This is a genomic window from Mycobacterium sp. NGS24 (assembly GCF_059813065.1).
In genome coordinates this window covers 35,607-60,366 of the sequence record NZ_JCALDW010000024.1, presented here as the reverse complement: position 1 = coordinate 60,366, position 24,760 = coordinate 35,607, and the positions used below count along the sequence as shown (strand labels likewise).

General features: G+C 67.9%; 19 protein-coding genes. 9 read left to right on the top strand and 10 right to left on the bottom strand.

Annotated features, from left to right (window positions below; all coding sequences use genetic code 11):
- Nucleotides 1-13: 13 nt before the first annotated feature.
- Nucleotides 14-1,390, bottom strand: coding sequence for an NADP-dependent succinic semialdehyde dehydrogenase (locus AC5Y6Y_RS23135; RefSeq protein ID WP_473140214.1), 1,377 nt, complete (start codon nt 1,388-1,390; stop codon nt 14-16).
- 91 nt (nt 1,391-1,481) lie between these two features.
- Here AC5Y6Y_RS23135 and AC5Y6Y_RS23130 point away from each other — a divergent pair, with 91 nt between their 5' ends.
- From AC5Y6Y_RS23130 to AC5Y6Y_RS23120, 3 genes are all read left to right on the top strand, one after another.
- On the top strand, nt 1,482-3,128 hold the full coding sequence (locus AC5Y6Y_RS23130; protein ID WP_473140215.1) for an acetolactate synthase large subunit: 1,647 nt from the start codon (nt 1,482-1,484) through the stop codon (nt 3,126-3,128).
- Nucleotides 3,129-3,152: 24 nt separating this feature from the next.
- A complete protein-coding gene (locus AC5Y6Y_RS23125; RefSeq protein WP_473140216.1) occupies nt 3,153-4,046 on the top strand; it encodes a LysR family transcriptional regulator in 894 nt (297 codons plus the stop codon).
- Between the two features lie 98 nt (nt 4,047-4,144).
- Entirely contained in the window at nt 4,145-5,317 is a 1,173-nt protein-coding gene (locus AC5Y6Y_RS23120; RefSeq protein ID WP_463828671.1) for an NAD-dependent formate dehydrogenase, read from the top strand.
- On the opposite strand, the gene AC5Y6Y_RS23115 is transcribed toward AC5Y6Y_RS23120, so the two are convergent.
- Genes AC5Y6Y_RS23115 through AC5Y6Y_RS23105 form a run of 3 tightly spaced genes read right to left on the bottom strand, consistent with a single transcriptional unit; the run spans nt 5,284 to nt 11,041 of the window.
- Nucleotides 5,284-6,687: a lipase maturation factor family protein gene (locus tag AC5Y6Y_RS23115; protein ID WP_473140217.1), complete on the bottom strand. Its 1,404-nt coding sequence runs from the start codon at nt 6,685-6,687 to the stop codon at nt 5,284-5,286. The two genes, AC5Y6Y_RS23120 and AC5Y6Y_RS23115, sit on opposite strands and share 34 nt — an antisense overlap.
- A gap of 39 nt (nt 6,688-6,726) precedes the next feature.
- Complete coding sequence (locus AC5Y6Y_RS23110) at nt 6,727-10,917, bottom strand: DUF3367 domain-containing protein (protein ID WP_473140243.1); 4,191 nt, start codon at nt 10,915-10,917, stop codon at nt 6,727-6,729.
- Nucleotides 10,868-11,041 (bottom strand): DUF2613 domain-containing protein, encoded by a 174-nt coding sequence (locus AC5Y6Y_RS23105; RefSeq protein ID WP_463828673.1) that lies wholly within the window; start codon nt 11,039-11,041, stop codon nt 10,868-10,870. Before AC5Y6Y_RS23105 ends, AC5Y6Y_RS23110 begins: the two co-directional genes overlap by 50 nt.
- Nucleotides 11,042-11,139: 98 nt before the next feature.
- On the opposite strand from AC5Y6Y_RS23105, the gene AC5Y6Y_RS23100 reads away from it, so the two are divergent.
- From AC5Y6Y_RS23100 to AC5Y6Y_RS23090, 3 genes are read left to right on the top strand one after another with little or no spacing between them, the layout of a single operon-like run.
- Nucleotides 11,140-12,327, top strand: a complete 1,188-nt coding sequence (locus tag AC5Y6Y_RS23100; protein ID WP_473140218.1) for a glycoside hydrolase family 3 N-terminal domain-containing protein — start codon at nt 11,140-11,142, stop codon at nt 12,325-12,327.
- 41 nt (nt 12,328-12,368) lie between these two features.
- Nucleotides 12,369-12,983, top strand: coding sequence for a TetR/AcrR family transcriptional regulator (locus AC5Y6Y_RS23095; RefSeq protein ID WP_463828675.1), 615 nt, complete (start codon nt 12,369-12,371; stop codon nt 12,981-12,983).
- On the top strand, nt 12,964-14,193 hold the full coding sequence (locus AC5Y6Y_RS23090; RefSeq protein ID WP_473140219.1) for a chloride channel protein: 1,230 nt from the start codon (nt 12,964-12,966) through the stop codon (nt 14,191-14,193). The genes AC5Y6Y_RS23095 and AC5Y6Y_RS23090 overlap by 20 nt, the downstream gene beginning before the upstream one ends.
- 58 nt (nt 14,194-14,251) lie before the next feature.
- Here AC5Y6Y_RS23090 and AC5Y6Y_RS23085 read toward each other — a convergent pair whose 3' ends face one another.
- Nucleotides 14,252-15,094 (bottom strand): MaoC/PaaZ C-terminal domain-containing protein, encoded by an 843-nt coding sequence (locus AC5Y6Y_RS23085; protein WP_473140220.1) that lies wholly within the window; start codon nt 15,092-15,094, stop codon nt 14,252-14,254.
- Between the two features lie 5 nt (nt 15,095-15,099).
- Nucleotides 15,100-16,464: a 3-oxoacyl-ACP reductase gene (locus AC5Y6Y_RS23080; RefSeq protein ID WP_473140221.1), complete on the bottom strand. Its 1,365-nt coding sequence runs from the start codon at nt 16,462-16,464 to the stop codon at nt 15,100-15,102.
- Between the two features lie 121 nt (nt 16,465-16,585).
- On the opposite strand from AC5Y6Y_RS23080, the gene AC5Y6Y_RS23075 reads away from it, so the two are divergent.
- Entirely contained in the window at nt 16,586-17,899 is a 1,314-nt protein-coding gene (locus tag AC5Y6Y_RS23075; protein ID WP_473140222.1) for an acetyl-CoA C-acetyltransferase, read from the top strand.
- Nucleotides 17,900-18,279: 380 nt separating this feature from the next.
- Here the strand turns inward: AC5Y6Y_RS23075 and AC5Y6Y_RS23070 are convergent, their stop codons facing one another.
- Complete coding sequence (locus tag AC5Y6Y_RS23070) at nt 18,280-20,115, bottom strand: acyl-CoA dehydrogenase (protein ID WP_463828680.1); 1,836 nt, start codon at nt 20,113-20,115, stop codon at nt 18,280-18,282.
- A 212-nt stretch (nt 20,116-20,327) separates the two neighbouring features.
- On the opposite strand from AC5Y6Y_RS23070, the gene AC5Y6Y_RS23065 reads away from it, so the two are divergent.
- Entirely contained in the window at nt 20,328-21,323 is a 996-nt protein-coding gene (locus AC5Y6Y_RS23065; protein WP_473140223.1) for an isopenicillin N synthase family dioxygenase, read from the top strand.
- Between the two features lie 50 nt (nt 21,324-21,373).
- Nucleotides 21,374-21,865: a flavin reductase family protein gene (locus tag AC5Y6Y_RS23060; RefSeq protein ID WP_473140224.1), complete on the top strand. Its 492-nt coding sequence runs from the start codon at nt 21,374-21,376 to the stop codon at nt 21,863-21,865.
- Between the two features lie 9 nt (nt 21,866-21,874).
- Here AC5Y6Y_RS23060 and AC5Y6Y_RS23055 read toward each other — a convergent pair whose 3' ends face one another.
- The 3 genes from AC5Y6Y_RS23055 to AC5Y6Y_RS23045 are packed head-to-tail and all read right to left on the bottom strand — an operon-like array spanning nt 21,875 to nt 24,742.
- Nucleotides 21,875-22,036 (bottom strand): hypothetical protein, encoded by a 162-nt coding sequence (locus AC5Y6Y_RS23055; protein WP_463828714.1) that lies wholly within the window; start codon nt 22,034-22,036, stop codon nt 21,875-21,877.
- Nucleotides 22,037-22,082: 46 nt separating this feature from the next.
- On the bottom strand, nt 22,083-22,829 hold the full coding sequence (locus AC5Y6Y_RS23050) for a succinate dehydrogenase/fumarate reductase iron-sulfur subunit (protein WP_473140225.1): 747 nt from the start codon (nt 22,827-22,829) through the stop codon (nt 22,083-22,085).
- On the bottom strand, nt 22,829-24,742 hold the full coding sequence (locus AC5Y6Y_RS23045; RefSeq protein ID WP_463828684.1) for a fumarate reductase/succinate dehydrogenase flavoprotein subunit: 1,914 nt from the start codon (nt 24,740-24,742) through the stop codon (nt 22,829-22,831). The genes AC5Y6Y_RS23050 and AC5Y6Y_RS23045 overlap by 1 nt, the downstream gene beginning before the upstream one ends.
- Nucleotides 24,743-24,760 lie beyond the last annotated feature (18 nt).

The window sequence follows — 24,760 nt, the reverse complement described above, 5'->3', positions numbered from 1 at the left end:
GCGGCCCCGGGCCTCAGCCCACCCAGACCGTCTTGGCGTTGACGAACTCCCGGATGCCCAACCCTGCCAGCTCGCGGCCGTAGCCCGACCGCTTGATCCCGCCGAAGCCGAGCTCAGGGTAGGACACCGTCATTCCGTTGATGAACACCTGGCCGGCTTCGATGTCGTCGATGAAGCGCTGCTGCTCGGCTTCGTCGTTGGTCCAGGCGTTGGATCCGAGCCCGAACGTGGTGGCGTTGGCGATCTCGATGGCTTCGTCGATGTCCTTGGCGCGGTACATCGACGCCACCGGGCCGAACACCTCCTCGGTGTACAGCGCCATGTCCTTGGTGATGTCGGTGATCACCGTCGGCGGGTAGAACCATCCCGGCCGGTCGGGCTTCTCCCCGCCGAGGCGGACCTTCGCCCCGGCCTTGACGGCGGCGTCGACCTGCTCGGCGATCTCGTCGCGACCTGACTCGGTGGCCAGCGGCCCCACGTCGGTGTCCGGGTCGGTGGGGTCGCCGACCTTCAGTTCCCGCATGTGTTCGACGAACTTGTCCACGAACGCGTCGTAGATGTCGGTGTGCACGATGAAGCGCTTGGCCGCGATGCAGGACTGACCGTTGTTCTGCACCCGCGCCTTGACCGCGGTCTTGGCGGCCTCGTCGACGTCAGCCGACGGCATCACGATGAACGGGTCGCTGCCGCCGAGTTCCAGCACGGTCGGCTTGATCTCGTCACCACAGATGGCGGCGACGGACTGACCGGCGGGTTCACTGCCGGTGAGGGTGGCCGCCACCACCCGGGGATCGCGCAGGATGCGCTCGATGGCGCTCGACGAGATCAGCAGCGTCTGGAAGCAGCCGTCCGGGAACCCGCCGCGGGAAATGACGTCGGCCAGATACAGCGCCGACTGCGGCACGTTCGACGCGTGCTTGAGGATCCCGACGTTGCCGGCCATCAGCGCCGGGGCCGCGAACCGGACCGCCTGCCAGAGCGGGAAGTTCCACGGCATGATCGCCAGCACCACCCCGAGCGGCTGGTACCGCACGTAGGCCTGCTTCGCCCCGACCTTCGAAGCCTCGGCCGGCTCGTCGGCGAGCAGCTTCTCCGCGTTCTCGGCGTAGTAACGAAAACCCTTGGCGCACTTGAGTGTTTCGGCTTTGGCCGAGGCCAGCGTCTTGCCCATCTCCAGGGTCATCATCGCCGCGACGTCGTCGGCCTCCTTCTCCAGCAGGTCGGCGGTGGCGTTGGCCCACTCGGCGCGCTGGGCGAAGGTGGTCGAATGGCGGTAGTCCAGGAACCGCTCGTGCGCGCGCGCGATGGCTGCGTCGACGTCGTCGTCGCTGGCCGGGTCGAAGGTCTTGACGGTCTCCCCGGTGGCCGGGTTGATGGTGGCGATGGGCACGCTGAATCCTTCGTCTGGTGGGTACTTGAGGAACGTCCTGTATCTAGCCTGCCACTAATGTGTCGGGAGAAGACCGTAGGAGGTCCAGCGGATGAGTACGCCGGCCGAGTTGATCGTGAAATGCCTGGAGAACGAGGGCGTCGAGTTCGTTTTCGGGATACCCGGTGAAGAGAACATCCGGTTGATCAAAGCGCTGGCCGCCTCCGACATCCGCTACGTGCTGACCCGGCACGAGCAGGCGGCGGCGTTCATGGCAGAGATGTACGGCCGGGTCACCGGGCGCGCGGGCGTCGTATCCGCCACGCTGGGGCCGGGGGCGATCAACATGCAACTCGGCGTCGCCGACGCCACCACCAACAGCACCCCGGTGGTGGCCATCTCGGCGCAGGTCGGTCAGGACCGTGAATATAAGGAGTCGCACCAGTACGTCGACCTGGTGTCGATGTACGCCCCGATCACCCGGTGGGCCGCCGACATTCCCACCGCCAAGGCCGTCCCGGAGATGGTGCGCAAAGCATTCAAGCTCGCCGAGACCGAACGGCCCGCCGCGGTCTACCTCGCGGTGCCTGAGCACATCGACACCGACGAAGACGACTACGAGCTGAAGCCGTTGCCGCGCAACGTCGTGCGCGCCGACGCGCCGGCCGCGCGGCAGGTCGCCCGTGCCGTCGACATCCTGCGCAACGCCCAGCGGCCGGTGGTGCTCGCCGGGCACGGCGCCGCCCGCAGCGAGGCGTCGAAGGCGCTGATCCGATTGTCCGAGGAACTCGGCGTACCGGTGGCCAACTCCTTCCACGGCAAGGGTGTGATGCCCGACGACCACCCCAACAGCATCGGCACGCTGGGATTCATGACGCACGACTACGTCAACTTCGGTTTCGACAACGCCGACGTGGTGATAGCGGTTGGCTACGAGTTGCAGGAGTTCGACCCGGTGCGGATCAATCCGCAGGCCGACAAGAAGATCATTCACATCCACCGTTTCCCGGCCGAGGTCGACGTGCACTACTCGGTCGACGTCGGAATCATCGGTGATATCAACGAATCCCTCAACGCGCTGACCGACGCGCTGGACGGTCACCGCTTCGGCGAAGGCGCCGAGATCCCCGGCTCGGGTCTGTTGGCCGAGGAATTCGCCCGCGGCCAACAGGATTCGCGGTATCCGCTGGCGCCGCAGCGCATCGTGGCCGACACCCGAGAGGCGCTGGGCCGCGACGACGTGGTGCTGGTGGACACCGGTGCCACCAAGATGTGGATGGCCCGGTTGTATCCAACCTTCGAGCGCAACACCTGCCTCATCTCTAATGGCCTGTCCACCATGGGATTTGCGCTGCCCGGCGCGCTCGGGGTGAAGCTGGCCCGGCCGGAGGCGAAGGTGCTGGCCGTGGTGGGTGACGGCGCGTTCCTGATGAACTCCCAGGAGATTGAAACCGCGGTGCGGGAGAATATTCCGCTGGTGGTGCTGATCTGGGACGACGGCGGTTACGGCCTGATCGAGTGGAAGATGGACCTCGAACTGGGCGAGCACCACCACATCTCGTTCGGCAACCCGGACGTGGTGAAGTACGCGGAAAGCTTTGGCGCCAAAGGATATCGGATCAAGAGTGCCGACGAACTGCTGCCCACGCTGCGGGCGGCACTGGATGACGACGGGGTGACCATCATCTCCTGTCCGGTCGACTACTCGGAGAACCTGCGGCTTACCGACCGGCTGGGGGAGTTGGACGAAACGCTGTGAGCTCACCCGTGGTCGAATAGATCCGTGCTGTTCCGACAGCTGGAGTACTTCGTCGCCCTTGCCCATGAGCGGCATTTCGCGCGAGCCGCGGCCGCCTGTTTCGTCTCGCAGCCGGCGCTGTCGGAATCCATCCGCAAGCTGGAGCAAGAGCTCAAGGTCCCACTGGTCCGGCGCGGGCAGAAGTTCGAAGGTCTCACTCCCGAAGGTGAGCGGCTGGTGCACTGGGCCAGACGCATCCTGGCCGACCGGGATGCGCTGCAACAGGAAGTCACCGCCCTGCAGACCGGCCTCAGCGGTGAACTCCGGCTCGGGGTGGTCCCGGCCGCCGCGACCACCGTTGCGCTGCTCACCGATCCGTTCTGTACCGCCCATCCACTGGTACGGGTACAGCTGGAGACGAATCTGCGATCGGCCGGGATCATCGAGCGGATTCGTCAGTTCGAGCTCGACGCAGGCATCGTCTATCCCGATCAGCACGACGCCGACGACCTGCTGTTCACTCCGCTGTACCGGGAGGAGGAGGTGCTGCTAGTCGGCGCGGATCTGCTGCCCGGCACGACCGGCACCGTCAGCTGGCCAGCGGCGCTGGGGCTGCCCCTGTGTCTGCTCAGCAAGGGCATGCGGGGCCGGCGGCTCATCGACGACGCACTGGCCACCAAGGACCTGGTGATCACGCCGCAACTCGAGACCGACTCGGTCGGCGCGCTGTTCGCCCACGTCGCCACCGGGCGCTGGGCCAGCATCGTGCCACACACCTGGGTGGACGCCCTCGGTCCGCCGGCCGGCGCTACCGTGTTGCGTCTGGAGGAGCCGTCGGTGACCGCCCTGATCGCACTCGTCACCAACGCGGCCGAGCCTGGTTCACCGCTCACCCGCGCGCTGGTCCAGATGGCGCACTCCATCGCCCCGCCGCTCTGATCGGTCGCGCCTATCGGTCGTTCGGAACCACGTCTTGGACACCCGCTGCACCGCACCGCGAGACTGAAATCAGTTCAAACGCAAGCGAGGAGAGTCCGATGGCCAAGTGTGTGATGGTGCTGTACCCCGACCCGGTCGACGGCTACCCGCCGGCCTACGCCCGCGACAGCATTCCCAAGATCCACAGCTACCCCGGCGGCAGCACCGTGCCCACGCCGTCGAAAATCGACTTCACCCCGGGCGCATTGCTCGGCTGCGTCTCGGGCGCGCTGGGTCTGCGCGAGTTCTTCGAATCGGGCGGACACCAGCTGGTGGTGACGTCGGACAAGGACGGCCCCGAGTTCGAACGTGAACTGGCCGACGCCGATATCGTTATCTCCCAACCATTTTGGCCCGCATACCTGACCGCGGAACGGATCGCCAAGGCGCCCGAGCTGAAGCTGGCATTGACCGCCGGCATCGGTTCGGACCACGTCGACCTCGACCTGGCCCAGGAGCGCGGCATCACCGTCGCCGAGGTGACCTACAGCAACAGCATCAGCGTCGCCGAGCACGCCGTCATGCAGATCCTGGCGTTGGTACGCAACTTCGTGCCGTCGCACCGCTGGGCCGCCGACGGCGGCTGGAACATCGCCGATTGCGTCCAGCGCGCTTATGACCTGGAGGGCATGGACGTCGGCGTCATCGCCGCCGGCCGGATCGGGCGGGCCGTGCTGCGCCGGCTGGCCCCGTTCGACGTCAACCTGCACTACACCGACACCCGCCGGCTGCCGGCCGAAGTAGAGACCGAGCTCAACCTCACCTTCCACCCCGACGTGCAGTCGCTGGTCAAAGCGGTCGACGTGGTGTCGGTGCACTCGCCGCTGTACGCGGACACCCGCGCGATGTTCGACGAGCAGCTGCTGTCGTCGATGCGGCGCGGCTCTTACATCGTCAACACCGCGCGCGCCGAAGAAACGGTGCCCGAAGCGATTGTGGCGGCCTTGGAAAGCGGCCAGCTGGCGGGTTACGCCGGCGACGTCTGGTTCCCGCAGCCGCCGCCGGCCGACCACCCCTGGCGCACCATGCCGAACAATGCGATGACGCCGCACGTTTCCGGCACCACCCTGTCGGCGCAGGCGCGCTATGCCGCGGGCACCCGGGAGATCCTCGAGTGCTGGTTCGACGGCAGGCCGATCCGTCCCGACTACCTGATCGTCGAGGGCGGGAAACTGGCCGGCACCGGGGCACTCTCGTATCAGAAGTCCGGCAGTGACGTCGGCGGCACGTAACTGCCGATCAGGGACCGGTGCCACCACGCGTGCTCCCGGCGCAACTCGGTGGGCGTGGTGAAGCGGTACTCGTAGAGCAGCGCCCGCACATACCGGGGCGGTGCATCCGGAAAAGGATTGTGCCGCAACAACCGCAGCGTCGCGGCATCGTTACGCAGCAGCCGGTGTAGGAACGGCGTCATCCAGGCCAGCGCATAACCCGGCGATATCGCCGCGAACCACATCAGCCAGTCCAGTCGCAGATGATACGGCGCGAACTGGCGTGGCAGCCGGCGCAATCCGGTGGGTTTGCCCTTGAATTCGTACTCCTGCCAGACGGTCTGGCCGGTGACGTCCGGCTCCCGGGTGCCTTCGATCACCACCTCCCGACGGGTGCGGCAGATGCTGCCGAACGCGCCGTAGGTGTTGCCCAGGTGAAACATGTTGAAGGACGCGTTCATTCGCTGCCGGGGTGACAACATGTTGCGCGCCGGCCAGTAGCTCAGACACACCATCACCGCCGCGAACGCGACCACCACGACCACGAACCACCCCGGCGGTCGCGGCGTGGACGACACCGCGGACACCTCGACCGCGCTGAACGCCAGGAATATCGTCAGCCAGTTGAGCCAGGCGAAGTTACCGGACAGCACCAACCACAGTTGGGTGACGATGATGGTCGCCGCGGCGATGCCGGCCACCGGTTGCGGTGCGAACAACCCGAACGGCACCACCAGTTGGGCAAAGTGGTTGCCGGCCACTTCGATTCGATGTAGCGGCTTGGGCAGGTGGTGGAATAACCAGCTCAACGGTCCGGGCATCGGCTGGGTCTCGTGGTGGTAGTACAGGCAGGTGAGATCCCGCCAGCAGGAGTCGCCGCGCAGCTTGATCAAACCGGCGCCGAACTCGACCCGGAACAGCAGCCAGCGCACCAGCAGCAGGGTCAGCAGCGGCGGCGCCACCCGTTCCCCGCCGAGAAACACCATCAGGAAACCAGCCTCCAAAAGCAGTGATTCCCAACCGAATCCGTACCAGACCTGGCCGACGTTGACGATCGACAGGTACAGCACCCACAGCAGCAGCCAGGTCAGCATCCCGGCCCACAGCGGCACCACCCGCGTCAGTCCGCAGACCACGGCCGCCGCCAGTACCGCGCCCAGCCAGCACACTGCGGCGAACAGCCGGTCCGAATACCGGAACTGAAAGATGCTGGGCGCCTGCCAGAATGGCCGCCGGGCCAGGTATCCAGGCACCGGGAGCATCCCATCCGAGCCGATGAGCGGTCGGAACTGCCGCGCGGCGGCGACGAACGCGATGACATAGATCAGCGCCACCCCCCGCTGCAGCACCGCGGTGCCCAGCCAGTATCCGGGTGCCGAAAACCATTCCATGGCGGTGTCCAGTCAACCAGCCGAACTGCCGGCCGCCAACTACTCCGCACCACCGGATCGCAGTACCACCACCGATGCGGCCACCGCTGCGAGCGAAATCAGCGCCAGCAGTTGCACACTCGCGGAGTGTCCGGCGTAACCGTGCACCGAGCGCCACGGATGCCGCGACAACGCCGCCCCGGCCGCGATCAGCCCGCCCGCACCGAGTGTCACCAGTAATCGGCCGCGCAGCGCATACCGCACCCCCAGCGCCGCGCCGAACACCACTACGCCGGCCACACCCGATATCAGCCCCCCGGCCGCGAGTACGGGCACCGCAGCCCAGGGGCCGGGTGCCCACGGCGGCGCAGCGGGATCGTCGTCGCGACCGGCGCGGCGGCGCCAGAACGCCAGCACTGCCAGCAACGGCAGCAGGGCCAGCCCTACGGCCAGGCCGGCGCGGTACACCGTGTTGGCCGCGAAGGTCAGCGTGATGGTGCCGGGATCCCCGGGGGGTACCAACCAGCCCTGCTGCCACCCGTTCACCGCGATTGGCGTCAGACGCGCCCCGGTGCTGGTGCGTGCGACCCAGCCGGGGTTGATGCTCTCCGGGATCACCAGCACCCGCGAGGTGCCCGACGGGGCCGCCCGCACCTCCCGCCGAGCCGGTCCCCACGTCCCGGTGACGGCGGAAGTTACTGCAGCACCGGGTAATTCCGGTGTGGCAGCCAACTGGGTGCCGTCGACGACGAATGCCGCCCCCGGGCTGATCAACAGTTCCTGCTGCCCGGCCGGCAGCGCGATGGGCTCGGTGTCACAGGGTTGCGCCGCCACCGGCTCGCCGTCCAGCAGGGCTCCCGCGCTGGTCCGGATCGAGGTGTGGACGAACCGGCCGGCGACCGCGATCACGGGTCCGTGCTCGCAGTCGACGACGATCTCGCGGGCGCGGTCCGGGTTGGCGGGCGCGACGGGTTGACCGTCGACGCCGAGCGCGACGATCTCCGCCAACCCCGGCGGCTTGAGCTGATCGAAGCCCAGTGCGTTGCGGTCGATGATGTCCTGCCAGTCCAGCAGGCTCACCGTGACCGTGTCGGTCACGGTGGGATGCAGCGACAGGTCTGCACCGGACAACGTCCGCACCTGCGGCCCGTCACCCAGGTCGACGGCCACCATGGTCGGATGCGCCGGCAGCACCGACCGGCTCGGGATCAGCCGCAGGCCGGTCACCTCGGTCGGGCGCGGCAGCGTCAGCGTCAGCGTCGGCGGGGTCTTGTACTGCACCACCCGCTGCGGTGCCGTCCACGCGGTCGCCGGGTCGCCGTCGGTGGCCGCGTAGGCCGAGCCGAGGATCTCGACCAGGTCGGCGTCGCCGCGCGCCCGCGTGGCGCCGGGTTCGGCGATCAGGTCGGCCAGCTTGGGACCCTGCCGTGGGCGCACCCACACCGTCGGTGTCACCGACACCGGGCGCGGCACGGTCAGGGTGCGGCTGAGGGTGACCGGCTCCTCCGGGGTCAGTGCCATCGAAGCGGCGCAGCGCACCACGTCCGGCGCGGCGGCGCAGCCCGGTCTGCCCAACAGCTCGGCACCCAGGTCCCAGCGCGCCACCGCCGCATCCGGCGGCGGCCCGGGCACCGACACCGTGTGCCGCAGCGGCACCGGATGGGCGAATCCGGAGGCGTCGTACTGGGTGATGGACAACTCGGTGATGCCGAATTGCACGCCCGGCGAGCCGTCGTCGGTGGCCGCCGCGGTGATGCGCACCCACGGCGTCTCGCCGTACGGCAGGGCGGCGGCCAGCGGCTTCCCGTCCTCGTCGAACCGCAATGTGGTGCTGCCGTTGGCGGTTTCGACCAGGATGCGGCGGATCTGGGCTCCGACGGCCGTGGCGCTGGGCGTCAGGGTGAGCACGGCGTTGGTCACCGGGTGGTCGAAATCTACCCGCAGCCACTGCCCGACAGCCGCCTGCAGTGCGTTGGACACCCACGCGGTGGCCGGGTCGGTGTCGATCGCGGCAGCCGGTGAGGTGGCCGTCGCCACATCGGGCAGGGCGGTGGCATCCGAGGATGAACTCGACGCGGTGACGCGGCCGCCGGTCCAGCCGCCGTAGACCGTCTCGGCGCCGGGCACCGGGTAGTCGGGCACCCGGTTGTAGGTGTGCCGGGCATCGCCGGGCGCGCGGATGGCTGATGAATGCAGATCGACACGGCCGTAGTCGGTTTCGCGGGCCAGCGGGGTGTCGGTGACGGTGACCAGCGGCGTCGGCAGGCCCGCCGCGCGTGCGTCGGCCGTCATCAACATCGGCCCCAGCGGGGGCTGGTTCAGCAGACGGCGCCGCTCGTCGAGGCGCAGCAGTACCTCGGGACCGCCGTCGACCCGCGCCAGCCGGTCGGTGTCGGCGAAGTACGGCGCAGTCGAACCCGCCGCATCGACCCGGTAGATCTGCACCGCCGGATAGCGCGGGCGCAACCCGCTGTCGTTGACGAACCCGGCCAGCGTGCCGGGGCCGACGGGTTCGCCGAACTCGGCCACCTCGGTCAAACCCGCCGACCCCGCGATCGCGCGGTGCACCAGGATCGGCCGCGCCGACCGCGACGATTCCGGGTCCAGGTCGTTGCGCACCACCACATGCGAAATACCCTGTCGGGCAAGGGTATCGGCCAGTCCGGCGGAGGGCCGCCCGGCGGCGAAGAGGCGCTGCACCGAGTCCAGCGCACGGATGGTCTGCGGCGGTGTCAGCGGGATCGAGTCGCGGACCCCCCAGGCGCTGGAGCCCAGCACCTGCAGCGGCTCGTCGTGGCTGGTGCCCCACACCTGGGTGGCGAACGGCGCGCCCGGCACCACCAGCACCCGGCCGCTGCGGTGTTCGGTGAGCCAGTCGGCGGCCCGGTGCCAGTAGTCCGGAATCGCGCTGAACGTGCCCGGCGGGGTCAGCCGGCCACTCCACGCCAGCGAACCGCTGACCAGCAGCGCGATCAGCGCCACGATGCCGACGGCGACTCGGCGGTCGCGCTCGGGGTGCGCGAAGGCGCCGAGCCACACCGACCTCGGCGCGCTGCCGGGCAGCGGGATCCGGCCCAGGAGCTGGGCGAAACCCAGTACCAGCGGGATCCGCACCACCGGCCCGACTTTGTGCACGTTGCGCAGTGGCGTACCGCCGGCATCCAGGAACGCCTGCACCTGATGGGCGATCGGAGAACCCAGCCCGCCGCTGTAGCCGATCGCCAGCAACACCACCCCGACCAGCAGCATGGTCACCAGCCGGCCCCGCGCCGGCATCGCCGGGGCGGCCAGCCCGGCCAGGCCCGCCGCCGCGACCAGGCAGGTGCCCAGGATCGCGACCGAGCCGGTGACCAGTGGAGCGCCCGCCGTCGCGGTGGGCGCCACGAACGGCGTCCAGCTGTCGGTGCCGCGCAGCAGCTCCACCAGTGAGGACCATTGGGTGGTCACCCCGGAGGATTCGATGAAATCCAGGAACGGCGGACTGACGTCGCGCAGCTGACTCAGCGCCACCACCCACCACAGCGCCGCGACCAGCACAGCCGGCACCAACCACCCCACGTACCGCAGCCACCGCTTGTTCGGACGGTGACACGCCAGCCAGATCACCGCCGGCAGACAACCTGCGGCCGTCGCGATCGCGTTCACCGCGCCCATCAGCGCCACCGCCAGCGCGGCCTGCCCGGCCAGCACCCGCACCGAACGGGCCGACGTGCCCTGCACTGCCCGGATCGTCGGCAACAACACCCACGGCGCCAGCATCATCGGCAACGTTTCCGACGAGATGGACCCGACAGTGGTCAGCACCCGCGGTGACAGGGCGAACGCGACCGCGCCCAGCACCCGCGACGACGGGCTGCCGATACCCAGCGCTTCGGCGACCCGCAGCAGCCCCCAGAACCCGACGGTCAGTAACAGCGCCCACCACAACCGCTGGGTGACCCAGCCGGGGAGCCCCAGTAGGTGGCCGGCCAGGAAGAAACTGCCGTGCGGGAACAGATAGCCGTACGCCTGGTTCTGGGACTGGCCGAACGGCAGTTCGCTGTTCCAGAGGTTGGTGGCGCGGGCCAGGAACCGCAGCGGGTTGGCGGTGAGGTCCAGCTTGGTGTCGGGCGAGACCTGCCCGGGGGACTGCGCGAAGGTCAAAACCAGCGAGACGGCCCCGACGAGCAGCAGCCAGCGACGCGACTGGGGCGCTGCCTGGCTAGCTGCGGTTACCGTACTCGACCCGGTTGAGCACCGACGACGACGGATCGCCCCCGGGCAGTGGCGGTTTCGTGTCCTGCTGGACCATCAGGGTGATTCCGAAGATCGCGGCCGCGCCGAGCAGCAGACCAACTACCACGCTGGCCGCGGCCGGCACGATGATCCGGTTCATAGCGGCCAACCTAGCAGAACGGCGGTCCCAGCCCGGGGCTCCGGGCAGCGGTCGCACCCGCACCCGCGCAGTGAAATGCCTCGTGACAGCATGTCCGGATGGCTTTTCCGCGCGCTCTGTTCGTTCTGGTTGCGGTATCCACGCTGGTCGCGGCCTGTCACGGCGGCACCAAGAGCGGGTCCTCCTCGACCACTGCCACGCCCGGCAGCACCGCCCCGACCAGCTCGACGACACCGGCCGCCGCGTCCGGACCCCGGGTGTGTGCCGATCCCAAGGATGTGCCCGCAGCGATACCCAACCTGCGTGACAAGTTGGCCCAGCTGCTGATGGTCGGGGTGAAAGACGCCGCCGACGCCAAGGCGGTGGTCACCGAATTCCACGTCGGCGGCATCATCATCGACAGCGACACCGACCTGACCATGCTGCCCGGCCCGCTGGCCGAGATCGCCGCCGTCGCGACACCGTTGCCGCTGGCGGTCGGCGTCGACGAGGAGGGCGGTCGGGTCTCCCGGTTGCGCACGCTGCTGGGCGGCCGGGGTCCCACGGCCAAAGAGATGGGTCAGACCCTGACCCCGCAGCAGGTTCACGATCTGGTGTTCGAGCGTGGCCGCAAGATGAAAGAGCTGGGTTTCACCATCGATTTCGCGCCGGTGGTCGACGTCACCGATGCCCCGGACGACACGGTGATCGGGGACCGCTCGTTCGGCCCGGACCCGGCCAAGGTCACCGAGTGGGCCGGTCAGTACGCGCAGGGTCTGCGGGACGCGGGGCTGCTGCCGGTGCTCAAGCACTTCCCCGGTCACGGGCATGGCTCCGGCGATTCGCACACCGGCGGGGTCAGCACCCCGCCCCTGCAGGAGCTGGTCGGCAATGACCTGGTGCCCTACCAGACGTTGCTGGCCAAGTCGCCGGTCGGGGTGATGGTCGGTCACATGCAGGTTCCGGGTCTGACCGGCACCGATCCGGCCAGCCTGAGCAAGCCCGCGCTGGACCTGTTGCGCAGCGGCACCGGCTACGGCGGCCCGGCCTTCGACGGCCCGGTCTTCAGCGACGACCTGTCCAGCATGGCCGCGATCTCCGACCGGTTCCCCGTGCCCGAGGCGGTGCTGAAGACGCTGCAAGCCGGCACCGACGTCGCGCTGTGGATCACCACCAAAGAGGTGCCTGCGGTCTTGGACCGCCTCGAGCAGGCGGTGAACGCCAAGGAGCTGTCCATGGAGTCGGTCAACGCATCCCTGGTGCGCGTGGCCACGATGAAAGGCGTCAAACCAGGCTGTGGCCGTTAGCCGGTCTAAAATACCCGGACTGGTCAGAGAGGCGCAGCGCAATGGCAGGTGGTACCAAACGGTTGCCCCGTGCCGTGCGCGAACAGCAGATGCTGGACGCTGCCGTCCAGATGTTCTCGGTCAACGGCTATCACGAGACGTCCATGGATGCCATCGCCGCCGAGGCGCAGATCTCCAAACCGATGCTGTACCTGTACTACGGCTCCAAAGAGGATTTGTTCGGCGCGTGCCTGAACCGTGAGATGAACCGGTTCATCGGCGCGTTGCGCGCTGACGTGGATTTCACCCAGAGTCCAAAAGACCTGCTGCGCAACACCATCAGTTCGTTCCTCAGATACATCGACGAGAACCGCGCGTCGTGGATCGTGATGTACACCCAGGCCACCAGCTCGCAGGCGTTCGCGCACACGGTACGCGAGGGCCGCGAGCAGATCATCGAACTGGTGGCGGGATTGGTCCGCGCCGGCACCCGCAGCCCTGCCACGGATACCGAAATCGACATCATGGCAGTGGCTTTGGTGGGTGCGGGGGAGGCGATCGCCAACCGGCTGAGCACCGGCGACACCGATGTCGACACCGCGGCCCAGATGATGATCGATCTGTTCTGGGCGGGGTTGCGCGGCGCCCCGGCCGATCGTGACGCCGGCACCAGCTAGGTCTGGGTTCGCACCCCGACGCGACCTCGACTTCTTCTGTGCCGTCGTCATCGTCGGGCTGCTGGCCGGCCTGGCCGGGTTGGCGACGACGGTGGTGCTGCGGTCGGTCGAACACCTCACGTATCACTACACTTTCGGTTCGCTGTTGGACGGCATCACCGGCAGCAGCGCGGTGCGTCGGGCACTCGCGCCGATGATGGGCGCGGGGTTGGCCGGCCTGGGGTGGTGGCTGCTGCGCCGGCGCGCCGGGGTGCCACCGCTGGCCGGGACCATCGCCCGCCATGAGCGAATCCCACGTCTTACCTGGAGCGTCGACGCGGTGCTGCAGATCGTGCTGGTCGGCTCGGGTGCCTCGCTGGGCCGGGAGGGCGCGCCGCGCCAATTCGCCGCTGTGTTGAGCGATTTGGGCACCGGGTGGCTGCGAAGGTTGTCGCCGGGCGACCGCGAGATCCTGCTGGCGTGTGCGGCCGGGGCGGGGCTCGGTGCGGTCTATGCGGTGCCGCTGTCCGGGGCGCTCTTCACCCTGCGCATCATGCTGAACACCTGGCGGTTACGGGCGATGGGCGCGGCGTTGCTCACCTCCGCGCTTGCTGTGGCGGTCGGCTCGCTGCTCACCCATAACCGTCCCGAGCTGGATTGGCCACGCGCCGAATCGAATTATCTCCTCAGTGCGCATGCGCTGGCATTGGTGCCGGTGGCTTTCGCGGTGGGATGGGTCTTCAACACAATCATCGCTGCGGCGCGGCCGGCCACCCTCATCCGGTCGTGGCTGCTGATCCCGGGACTCGCCGCCGCCGGACTGCTCACCGGAATCTGCTCCCACTGGTGGCCGCAGCTGCCCGGCAACGGCAGGAGCATCCTGTCGATCAGCCTGGCCAGCGGGCTGACGCTGGCGTCGGCGGCGGTGCTCCTGGTGTTGAAACCGCTTCTGACAGCGCTGTTTCTGCGGGCCGGAGGTGCCGGCGGCCTGCTCACGCCGTCCCTGGCCACCGGGGCGGCGGCGGGTACGGTGTTGGTGCTGACGCTGAATGCGGTGTTCGGGACGCACTGGCACGGCCCGGTCAATTCGCTCTGCGGGGCCGCCGGCGTGCTGGCGGTCACCCAGGGCTCACCGGTGTGGGCGGCGCTGTTCGTCTGGGAACTGGCGCACCCGCCGATCCGGATGCTGTTGGCCTTCGCGGTGACCGCCGTCGGCGCCCACGCGCTTTAGACATTCGTGCTCGGACGCCGACTGCCGCACCGCGACCAGCGTGCGGGGTGAACCCGGGCTAGAGCGGCCTCAGCGACCCGGTCAGGTGCGGGTAGCCCTTGGACAGGTTGCGCAGGGACAACTCCCAGCCGCCCTCAGCTTCCTCGACGTACAACCCCACGCTGGCCGGCAGCAGGATCGGTTTGCCGAAGCGCACCGAATACCGCACCGCATCCGGCACTTTGTTCTCGATGTTCGCCAAAACCGCTGCTGCACTGAACATTCCGTGCGCGATGGAGGTCGGGAAACCGAACAGTTTGGCGGCGAGGCCGCTGGTGTGGATCGGATTGAGGTCACCGCTGACCACCGCGTAGCGCCGGATCTGGCTGGGCGAAATCCGCAACACCGTCGACGCCGGGGGCAGCTTGGGCTGCTTCTGCGGCGGCGGTTTGGGTTCGTCGGACAGGCTGGTGCGCTGCTGGTCCAGGAAGGTGGTCACCTGGTGCCAGGCCAGTTCGTTGCCGACGTGGACGTCCGTCAACAGGTCGACCAGCAATCCCTTGCGGTGCTCCCGCAGGTTCTCGGCGTGGACCTGCACGCTCACCGTGTCGGTCACCGCGATCGGCCGGTACTGGGTGATCTCGTTCTCGGTGTGCACCGATCCCATTGCGGAGAACGGGAAGTCGAACCCGCTCACCAGCGACATGATCGACGGGAAGGTCAGCGCGAAGGGGTAGGTCAGGGGCACGTTGTTGCCGTACCGCAACCCGGTGACCGCGGCGTAGGCCGCCACATTGGACTGGTCGATCGACAACTCCTCGACCGTCACGGTGCGGTCGGGCAGCTTGTCCGAGCGGGGCACCACCGGCAGCGCCCCGGCCACCGCGCGCAGCATGTTCGTCAGACCGCTTGGTTGACTCATCTGGATCAAGCCCCGATCATGGCTTGGCCGCAGACGCGAATCACGTTGCCGGTCACCGCATTTGACGCCGGGTTGGCGAAGTAGGCGATGGTCTCCGCCACGTCGACGGGCTGACCGCCCTGCAGCAACGCGTTCAACCGGCGACCCACCTCGCGGGTGGCCAGCGGGATGGCCGCCGTCATCTGGGTTTCGATGAAGCCCGGTGCCACGGCGTTGATCGTGATGTCCTTCTCGGCGAGCACCGGTGCCAGCGCCTGGGTGAGGCCGATCATGCCGGCCTTGGTGGTGGCGTAATTGGTCTGACCGCGGTTGCCGGCGATCCCGGCCATCGACGACAGGCCGACTACCCGGCCGCCCGCACCGATCGTGCCGCCGTCGATCAGGCCTTCGGTAAGCCGTTGCGGGGCAAGCAGATTGACCGCCTGGACCGAGTCCCAACGCCCGTCGTCCATGTTGGCCAACAACTTGTCGCGGGTGATCCCGGCGTTGTTGACCAGGATGTCGGCGTGGCCACCGTGGTGATCGCGCAGGTGTTCGGTGATCTTGTCGACGGCGTCCTCCGCGGTCACGTCCAGCCACAGCGGGGTGCCGCCGACGTTGTTGGCGGTTTCGGCCAGGGCCTCCTCGGCGGATTCGACGTCGATCGCGACGACGCGGGCACCGTCGCGGGCGAACACCTCGGCGATCGTGCGACCGATGCCGCGCGCGGCCCCGGTCACCACGGCGACCTTGCCGTCCAGCGGCTTGTCCCAGTCGGCCGGCGGCGTGGCATCCTCGGCTCCGACGTAGAAGACCTGGCCGCCGACGTAGGCGGACTTGGCCGACAGGATGAACCGGGCGGTGGATTCCAGCCCGGTGGCCGCCGGCTTGGCGTCCGGCGCCAGGTACGCCAGGTTCACGGTGGCCCCGTTGCGGACCTCCTTACCCAGCGACCGGGTGAACCCCTCCAGCGCGCGTTGCGCGATGCGTTCGTCGGTGCTGCTCGCGGCCTCCGGCGTGGTGCCGATCACGAGCACGCGCGCGTTCGGTTCGAGATTGCGCAGCAACGGCGTGAAGAACTCGTGCAGCGCCTTGAGGTCGGCCGGTTTGGTGATGCCCGTGGCGTCGAACACCAGGCCGGCGAACTTGTCCGCCCAGCGACCGCCCAGATTGTTGCCGAGCAGATCGTAGTCGCCGTCTAGCGCCGCCCGCAGCGGCTCGACCACCCGGCCCGCACCGCCGATCAGCAGCGGTCCGGCCAGCGGCGGGTCACCCGGACTGTAGCGGCGCAGCGGCTCGGGCTGCGGGACGCCGAGCTGCTTGGCCAGGAACGATCCGGGTCCGGAGTTGACGACCTGGGAGAACAGGTCCGGCGAACGCTTGGTGGCCACTGGGTTGCCTTCCGTGTCAGGGACGAACTTACTTCCGAGTAAGAACAGTGAGTAGTATTGCCTGCTGAGCCGGGTACCCCAAAACTAACCCCCACACGAGCGCCGACACACGGAGAAAATAATGGCCACTGGAAGTTCTGAGTCGAGACAGCGCGTCGTTGTGCTGGGCGGCAACCGTATCCCGTTCGGCCGCTCAGACCGGAGTTATGCCGAAGCCTCCAACCAGGACATGTTCACCGCCGCGCTCGGCGGCCTGGTGGACCGGTTCGGGCTGAGCGGTGAGCGGCTCGGGGCCGTGATCGGCGGCGCGGTGCTCAAGCACAGCCGCGACTTCAACCTGATGCGCGAATGCGTCCTGGGCTCCGACCTCTCCCCGGAGACGCCCGCCTTCGACATTCAGCAGGCGTGTGGAACCGGCCTGCAGGCCGCCATCGCCGCCGCTGACGGGATCGCCGCCGGCCGCTACGAGGTGGCCGCCGCCGGCGGTGTGGACACCACCTCGGACGCGCCGATCGCGCTGGGCAACGAGCTGCGCAAGACGCTGCTCAAGGTGCGTCGGGCCAAATCCAACGTGCAGCGGGCCAAGCTGCTGGGCGCGCTGCCGGCCAACCTCGGGTTGGACCTGCCGGCCAACAGCGAACCCCGCACCGGGCTGTCGATGGGGGAGCACGCCGCCATCACCGCCAAGGAGATGGGCATCAAGCGCACCGACCAGGACGAGCTGGCCGTCGCCAGCCACCGCAACATGGCCGCGGCCTACGATCGTGGCTTCTTCGACGACCTGATCACGCCCTTCCTCGGGCTGTACCGGGACGACAACCTGCGCCCGGACGCCAGCGTGGAGAACCTCGCCAAACTGCGTCCGGTCTTCGGGGTCAAGGCCGGCGACGCGACGATGACGGCGGGCAACTCCACTCCGCTGACCGACGGCGCGTCGGTCGCGCTGCTCGCCAACGAACAGTGGGCTTCCGACCATTCGCTGTCGCCGCTGGCCTATTTCGTGGACGCCGAGACGGCCGCCGTGGATTACGTCAACGGGCACGACGGCCTGTTGATGGCGCCGACCTACGCCGTGCCCCGGCTGTTGGCCCGCAACGGGCTGAGCCTGCAGGATTTCGACTTCTACGAGATCCACGAGGCCTTCGCCTCGGTGGTGCTCGCGCACCTGCAGGCCTGGGAATCCGACGAGTACTGCAAGGGACGGCTGGGTCTGGACGCGGCACTGGGTGCGGTGGACCGGTCCAAGGTCAACGTCAACGGGTCGTCGTTGGCCGCCGGGCACCCGTTCGCGGCCACTGGCGCACGGATCCTGGCCCAGACCGCCAAGCAACTTTCGGAGAAGAAAGCCGAGCAGCAGGGTGGCGGCCCGGTTCGGGCGCTGATCTCGATCTGCGCCGCCGGGGGACAGGGCGTCGCCGCGATTTTGGAGGCCTGACGCGGCGCACTTGGGCCACCGAAAACATCCGAAAAGATTATTTTGTCGGAGTTTTGGTACTGGAGGCTGTGGGTATCCGTGGGTCCGGATAGCCCCGTGTTGTGGTCTGACCCCCCGACCCCGACGGCAACGCGGGGCAATCCTTGGTCGACCGCCGGTCAGCGGAGACGGGCGAACGAAAAGGGCCGCCGCTGGAATGAGGGGATCCAGCGGCGGTCTTTTTACATCCGGCCCGCGAGCCTGCACCCACGGCATCGAGACTGAACGTAGGCGCCCCACCCCGGCGTGTCGTCGGCGTCAGTTCAGTGTCGGCGCAACCGGGCTGAGACCCAGAACGCGAAAACCCCCGCCGAAGCGGGGGCTGTCACGCGAAGACCTGCTCAGAAAGCGGCTTCGTCCAATTCCATGATGTCGTTGTCCAGGGTCTCGATCACCTCGCGGGTGCTGGTCAACAGCGGCAGGAAGTTCTTGGCGAAGAACGCCGCCACCGCCAGCTTGCCCTCGTAGAAGGACCGCTCGGAACCGGTGGCCCCGGCGTCCAGCGCCTCGATGGCCACCGCGGCCTGGCGTTGCAGCAACCAGCCGATGATCAGGTCGCCGACGCTCATCAGGAAGCGCACCGAACCCAGGCCCACCTTGTACAGGCTGGTGACGTCCTCCTGCGCGGCCATCAGGTAGCCGGTCAGGCTGGCGGCCATCGCCTGGACGTCGGTCAACGCCTTGGCCAGCAGCGCTCGCTCACCCTTGAGCCGGCCGTTGCCGGCCTCGCTGTCGACGAACTTCTGGATCTCGCCCGACACGTGGGCCAGGGCCACACCCTTGTCCCGAATGATCTTGCGGAAAAAGAAGTCCTGCGCCTGGATGGCAGTGGTGCCCTCGTAGAGCGAGTCGATCTTGGCGTCCCGGATGTACTGCTCGATCGGGTAGTCCTGCAGGAAGCCGGACCCACCGAAGGTCTGCAGGCTCTCGGTGAGCTTGGCGTATGCCTGCTCGGAGCCGACCCCCTTGACGACCGGCAACATCAGGTCGTTGATCTTGGCGGCCAACTCCGGGGTCACGCCGTGCACCGCCTCGGCCACCGCCGCGTCCTGGAAGGTGGCGGTGTACAGGTACAGCGCGCGCAGACCCTCGGCGTAGGCCTTCTGGGTCATCAGCGACCGGCGCACGTCCGGGTGGTGGGTGATGGTGACCCGGGGGGCGGTCTTGTCGGTCATCTGGGTCAGGTCGGCACCCTGTACGCGGGACTTGGCGTACTCCAGCGCGTTCAGGTAGCCGGTGGACAGCGTGGCGATCGCCTTGGTGCCCACCATCATCCGGGCCTGTTCGATCACCTCGAACATCTGCGCGATGCCGTCGTGCACCTCGCCGACCAGCCAGCCCTTGGCGGGCACATCGTGCTGGCCGAAGGACAGCTCGCAGGTGGTCGAGATCTTCAGGCCCATCTTGTGCTCGACGTTGGTGACGAAGACCCCGTTGCGCTCACCGGGTTCGCCGGTCTCGAAGTCGATCAGGAACTTGGGCACGAAGAACAGCGACAAGCCCTTGGTGCCGGGTCCGGCTCCCTCGGGGCGCGCCAGCACCAGGTGGAAGATGTTTTCGAACATGTCGTCGGAGTCGGCGGAGGTGATGAAGCGCTTGACGCCGTCGATGTGCCAGGAGCCGTCCTCTTGCTGCACGGCCTTGGTCCGGCCCGCACCCACGTCGGAGCCGGCGTCCGGCTCGGTGAGCACCATGGTCGAGCCCCAGCCGCGCTCGGTGGCCAGCACCGCCCACTTCTTCTGCTCCTCGGTACCGAGGTGGTAGAGGATCTGCGCGAAGCCGGCGCCGCCGGCGTACATCCATACCGCCGGGTTGGCACCCAGGATGTGTTCGTTGAGCGCCCACATCAGGGATTTGGGCATCGGCATGCCGCCGAGCGCCTCGTCGAGGCCGGCTTTGTCCCAGCCGGCGTCCATCACGGCCTTGACCGACTTCTTGAACGACTCGGGCAGCGTCACCGAGTGCGTCTTCGGGTCGAAGACCGGCGGGTTGCGGTCACCTTCGGTGAACGAGTCGGCGACGGGTCCCTCGGCCAGGCGAGCCATCTCCGCCAGCATTTCGCGGGCGGTGTCGGCGTCCAGGTCGCTGAATTCGCCTTGACCCAGCGCCTTGTCGACGCCGAGCACCTCGAACAGGTTGAATTCCTGGTCGCGGACGTTGCTCTTGTAGTGGCTCACTACGGTCCTCCTCATTGAGAATGCCACCTGTGGTTGGGTACCAGGACTGGGCTCGCCTAAGTTACCCACCAGTAACGGTTCTAAATATACCCGTCGGTAACTTGATCGCAAGCGAGTGTGAGCTAAATTTCACCGGCTAACTAACCAACCAGTTGGGATGGCGCTGAGTGCATCCCTGGCAACCATCCTCACCTGCGACGATGATGGGTCTGATGAACAGTGTGGGGAGCGTCACGGCCCTGCCCGTGGTCGATCTACGAGCCGAGCCGCCGGTGCTGCGTGCGGGTCTTCGCGACGTCGCACACCGGGTCGGTTTCTGCTATCTGACGGGGCACGGCGTCCCCGGCGAGCTGTCCGCTCGGGTGCTGGATGCGGCGCGCCGGCTGTTCGGGCTGCCGCAAGCAGACAAGGATGCCGTCGCGATGGTGCGCAGCCCACATTTCCGCGGCTACACACGGCTGGGCGGTGAGCTCACCCGCGGCGAGACCGACTGGCGCGAACAGATCGACATCGGTCCGGAGCGCCCGCCCGTCGGAGGTCCCGGCCGCCCCGACTATCTGTGGCTGCAGGGTCCGAACCAGTGGCCGGCCGCGCTGCCCGAACTGCCCGGGATCATCGCCGAATGGGACGCCGCACTCGCGCAGGTGTCGCGCACGCTGCTGCGGCACTGGGCGGCCGCACTGGGCAGCCCGGCCGGGATATTCGACGCGGCCTTCGCCGAGGCCCCGGCGACGCTGATCAAGGTCGTGCGGTACCCGGCCAACCCGGCCGGTGCGCAGGGGGTGGGCGCGCACAAGGACTCCGGTGTGCTCACGTTGCTGCTGGCCGAGCCGGGCAGCCGCGGCCTGCAGGTGCGTCCTGCGGACGCGGCGGGCTGGGTCGACGTGCCCCCGCTGGACGGTGCCTTCGTCGTCAACATCGGGGAGCTGCTGCAGTTCGCGACGGGCGGCTACCTGCGCGCAACCGAGCACCGGGTGAATTTGACCGACGCCACCGCCGACCGGATCTCCGTGCCGTACTTCTTCAATCCTCGTCTGGACGCCCAGATTCCCGTACTGACGCTGCCCCCGGACCTGGCCAGATCGGCCCCGCCGGCGGTGCAGGATCCGTCCGACCCGATTCACCCGGTCTACGGCCGCAACGCCTGGAAGAGCCGGCTGCGCGCGCACCCCGACGTGGCTGCCCGGCACGGATACCGCGCCGGGTAGGCTGCGAAAACGAGAATCCCGTTCTCGGCTCGAGGAGCGAATGAAGTCCGGTGAACTCCCACAACAATCTGACCCCGACGTCGCTACGTGAGGCATTCGGTCACTTCCCGACCGGGGTGGTGGCCATCGCCGCCCACGTGGACGGGGTGCGGCACGGTTTGGCGGCCAGCACCTTCGTCCCCGTTTCGCTGGAACCGCCGTTGGTGTCGTTCTGCGTGCAGAACACCTCGACTACCTGGCCGAAGTTGAAGGACGTGCCCTCACTGGGCATCAGTGTGCTGGGCGAGGCGCACGACGCGGCGGTGCGGACGCTGGCCGCCAAGACCGGCGACCGGTTCGCCGGGTTGGAAACGGTGGTCAGCCAGAGCGGTGCCGTCTTCATCAAAGGCACCGGCCTCTGGCTGGAAAGTGCGATCGAGCAGCTGATACCTGCTGGGGATCACACTATCGTGGTGCTGCGGGTCAGCGAGGTCACGGTCGATCCAGACGTGGCGCCGATCGTGTTTCACCGCAGCGAACTGCGCCGGCTCGGCATCAAGTAGCTGCGCGGTCTAGGTCGGCGAGCGGTCGGCAAGTCTTTCCCGGAGACCCTGGATACGCTGCTCCATCTCGGCGGCGTCGGAGTCCCGACCTTCCTTGCGGGCCGCGTCCACCCGGGTGGAGAGCTCGTCGATCGCGGTCTTGATCTCGTCAATGCTGGTGGGATCTAGCATCCCCATCGCATACCCGAAGGCGCTACGGGCCTAACCCCGGCAAGTCTCAGCGTCGGAACAGCTTGTTGCCGAGCCACACCACCGGGTCGTATTTGCGGTCCGCGACCCGCTCTTTCATCGGGATCAGGGCGTTGTCGGTGATCGTGATGTGCTCCGGGCACACTTCGGTGCAGCACTTGGTGATGTTGCAGTAACCCAGACCGAAGTCCTCCTGCGCCATGTCGCGCCGGTCCACGGTGTCCAGCGGGTGCATGTCGAGTTCGGCGATGCGCATCAGGTAGCGCGGCCCGGCGAATTCCTGCTTGTTCTCGTCGTGGTCACGGATCACGTGGCAGACGTTCTGGCACAGGAAGCATTCGATGCACTTGCGGAACTCCTGGGAGCGCTGCACATCGATCTGGGCCATCCGGTACTCGCCCGGCTGCAGTTCCTTCGGCGGCGCGAACGACGGGATCTCGCGGGCCTTCTCGTAGTTGAACGACACGTCGGTCACCAGGTCGCGGATCACCGGGAAGGTCCGGATGGGGGTGACGGTGACGACCTCGTTCTCTTCGAACGTCGACATCCGGGTCATGCACATCAGCCGGGGCCGGCCGTTGATCTCCGCCGAGCACGATCCGCATTTGCCGGCCTTGCAATTCCAGCGCACGGCCAAGTCGGGCGTCTGGGTCTGCTGCAGGCGGTGGATGACGTCGAGCACCACCTCGCCCTCGTTGACCTCGACCGTGTAGTCCGCCAGCGCGCCGCCGGCCTCGTCGCCGCGCCACACCCGCAAGCTCGCGTTGTATGCCATTACGCTCTCCGTTCCGGATGCTCAGCGAGCTCGTCGTCGGTGTAGTACTTCTCGAGTTCAGCGATCTTGAACAATTCCAGCAGGTCTTGGCGCATCGGCACCTGCGGTTGCCGCTCGATGGTGATGTGCGCGTCGCCGTCACCCTGCGCCTCGCGGCATACCAGCAGCGTCTTGCGCCACCCCGAGTCCATGCCGGGATGGTCGTCGCGGGTGTGCCCGCCGCGGCTCTCGGTACGCTGCAGCGCAGCCCTGGCCACGCACTCGCTGACCAGCAGCATGTTGCGCAGATCGACTGCCAGGTTCCAGCCTGGGTTGTACCGTCGCTGTCCCTCGACCTGCACATTCTGGTATCGCGCCCAGAGTTCCTTCAGCAGCGTCAACGCCTTGGTGATCTCGTCCTCTTTGCGGATGATGCCGACCAGGTCGTTCATCACATGCTGCAGGTCCGACTGCAGCGCGTACGGGTTCTCCGGAGCCGAGCCATCGGTCGGCCCCTGGAAGGGCTTCAGGGCCCGCTCGGCGGCGGCGTCGACGTCGTCGGGCGAGACCGACGGACGGCTGCTCAGCGCCCGCACATAGTCGGCTGCCCCGAGTCCGGCGCGCCGGCCGAACACCAGCAGGTCCGACAGCGAGTTGCCGCCCAGGCGGTTGGAGCCGTGCATGCCGCCGGAGCATTCACCGGCGGCGAACAACCCCGGCACTTTGGCCGCGCCGGTGTCGGCGTCGACCTCCACCCCGCCCATCACGTAGTGACAGGTCGGCCCGACCTCCATCGCCTCCTTGGTGATGTCGACCTCGGCCAGCTCCATGAACTGGTGGTACATCGACGGCAGCCGCCGCTTGATCTCCTCGGCGGTGAGGCGGGACGCGATGTCGAGGTAGACCCCACCGTGCGGACTGCCGCGGCCGGCCTTGACCTCCGAGTTGATCGCGCGCGCCACCTCGTCGCGGGGCAGCAGGTCCGGGGTGCGCCGAGCCGAGTCGTTGTCCTTGAGCCATTGGTCGGCTTCTTCGGCTGTCTCGGCGTACTGGCCTTTGAACACCGGGGGGATGTAGTCGAACATGAAGCGGGTGTCCTCGGAGTTCTTCAGAACTCCGCCGTCACCGCGCACACCCTCGGTGACCAGGATGCCCTTCACACTTAGCGGCCAGACCATGCCGGTCGGGTGGAACTGGACGAACTCCATGTTGATCAGCGTGGCACCGGCCCGCAATGCCAGCGCGTGACCGTCGCCGGTGTACTCCCAGGAGTTCGAAGTCACTTTGAACGACTTGCCGATTCCGCCGGTGGCCAACACCACTGCCGGTGTCTCGAACAGCACGAAATTGCCGGTCTCGCGCCAATAGCCGAATGCTCCGGCGATCGAGTCGCCGTCTTTGAGTAGATCGGTGATGGTGCACTCGGCGAACACCCTGATGCGCGCGTCGTAATCGCCGAACTCGGCGTAGTCCTCCTGCTGCAGCGAGACGATCTTCTGCTGCATGGTGCGGATCAACTCCAGGCCGGTGCGGTCACCGACGTGCGCGAGCCGGGGGTAGGTGTGCCCGCCGAAGTTCCGCTGGCTGATCCGGCCGTCCTTGGTGCGGTCGAACAGCGCGCCGTAGGTCTCCAGCTCCCAGACCCGGTCGGGTGCCTCCTTGGCGTGCAGTTCCGCCATCCGCCAGTTGTTCAGGAATTTCCCGCCGCGCATGGTGTCGCCGAAGTGGGTCTGCCAGTTGTCTTTCGGGTTGGCGTTGCCCATGGAGGCGGCGCAGCCGCCCTCGGCCATCACCGTGTGGGCTTTACCGAACAACGATTTCGACACCACCGCGACCTTCAGGCCGCGTTCGCGCGCTTCGATGACCGCGCGCAACCCCGCGCCGCCGGCTCCGATCACGACCACGTCGTAGGCGTGCCGTTCGACCTCAACCATGAGAATTCCTCGCTAAGT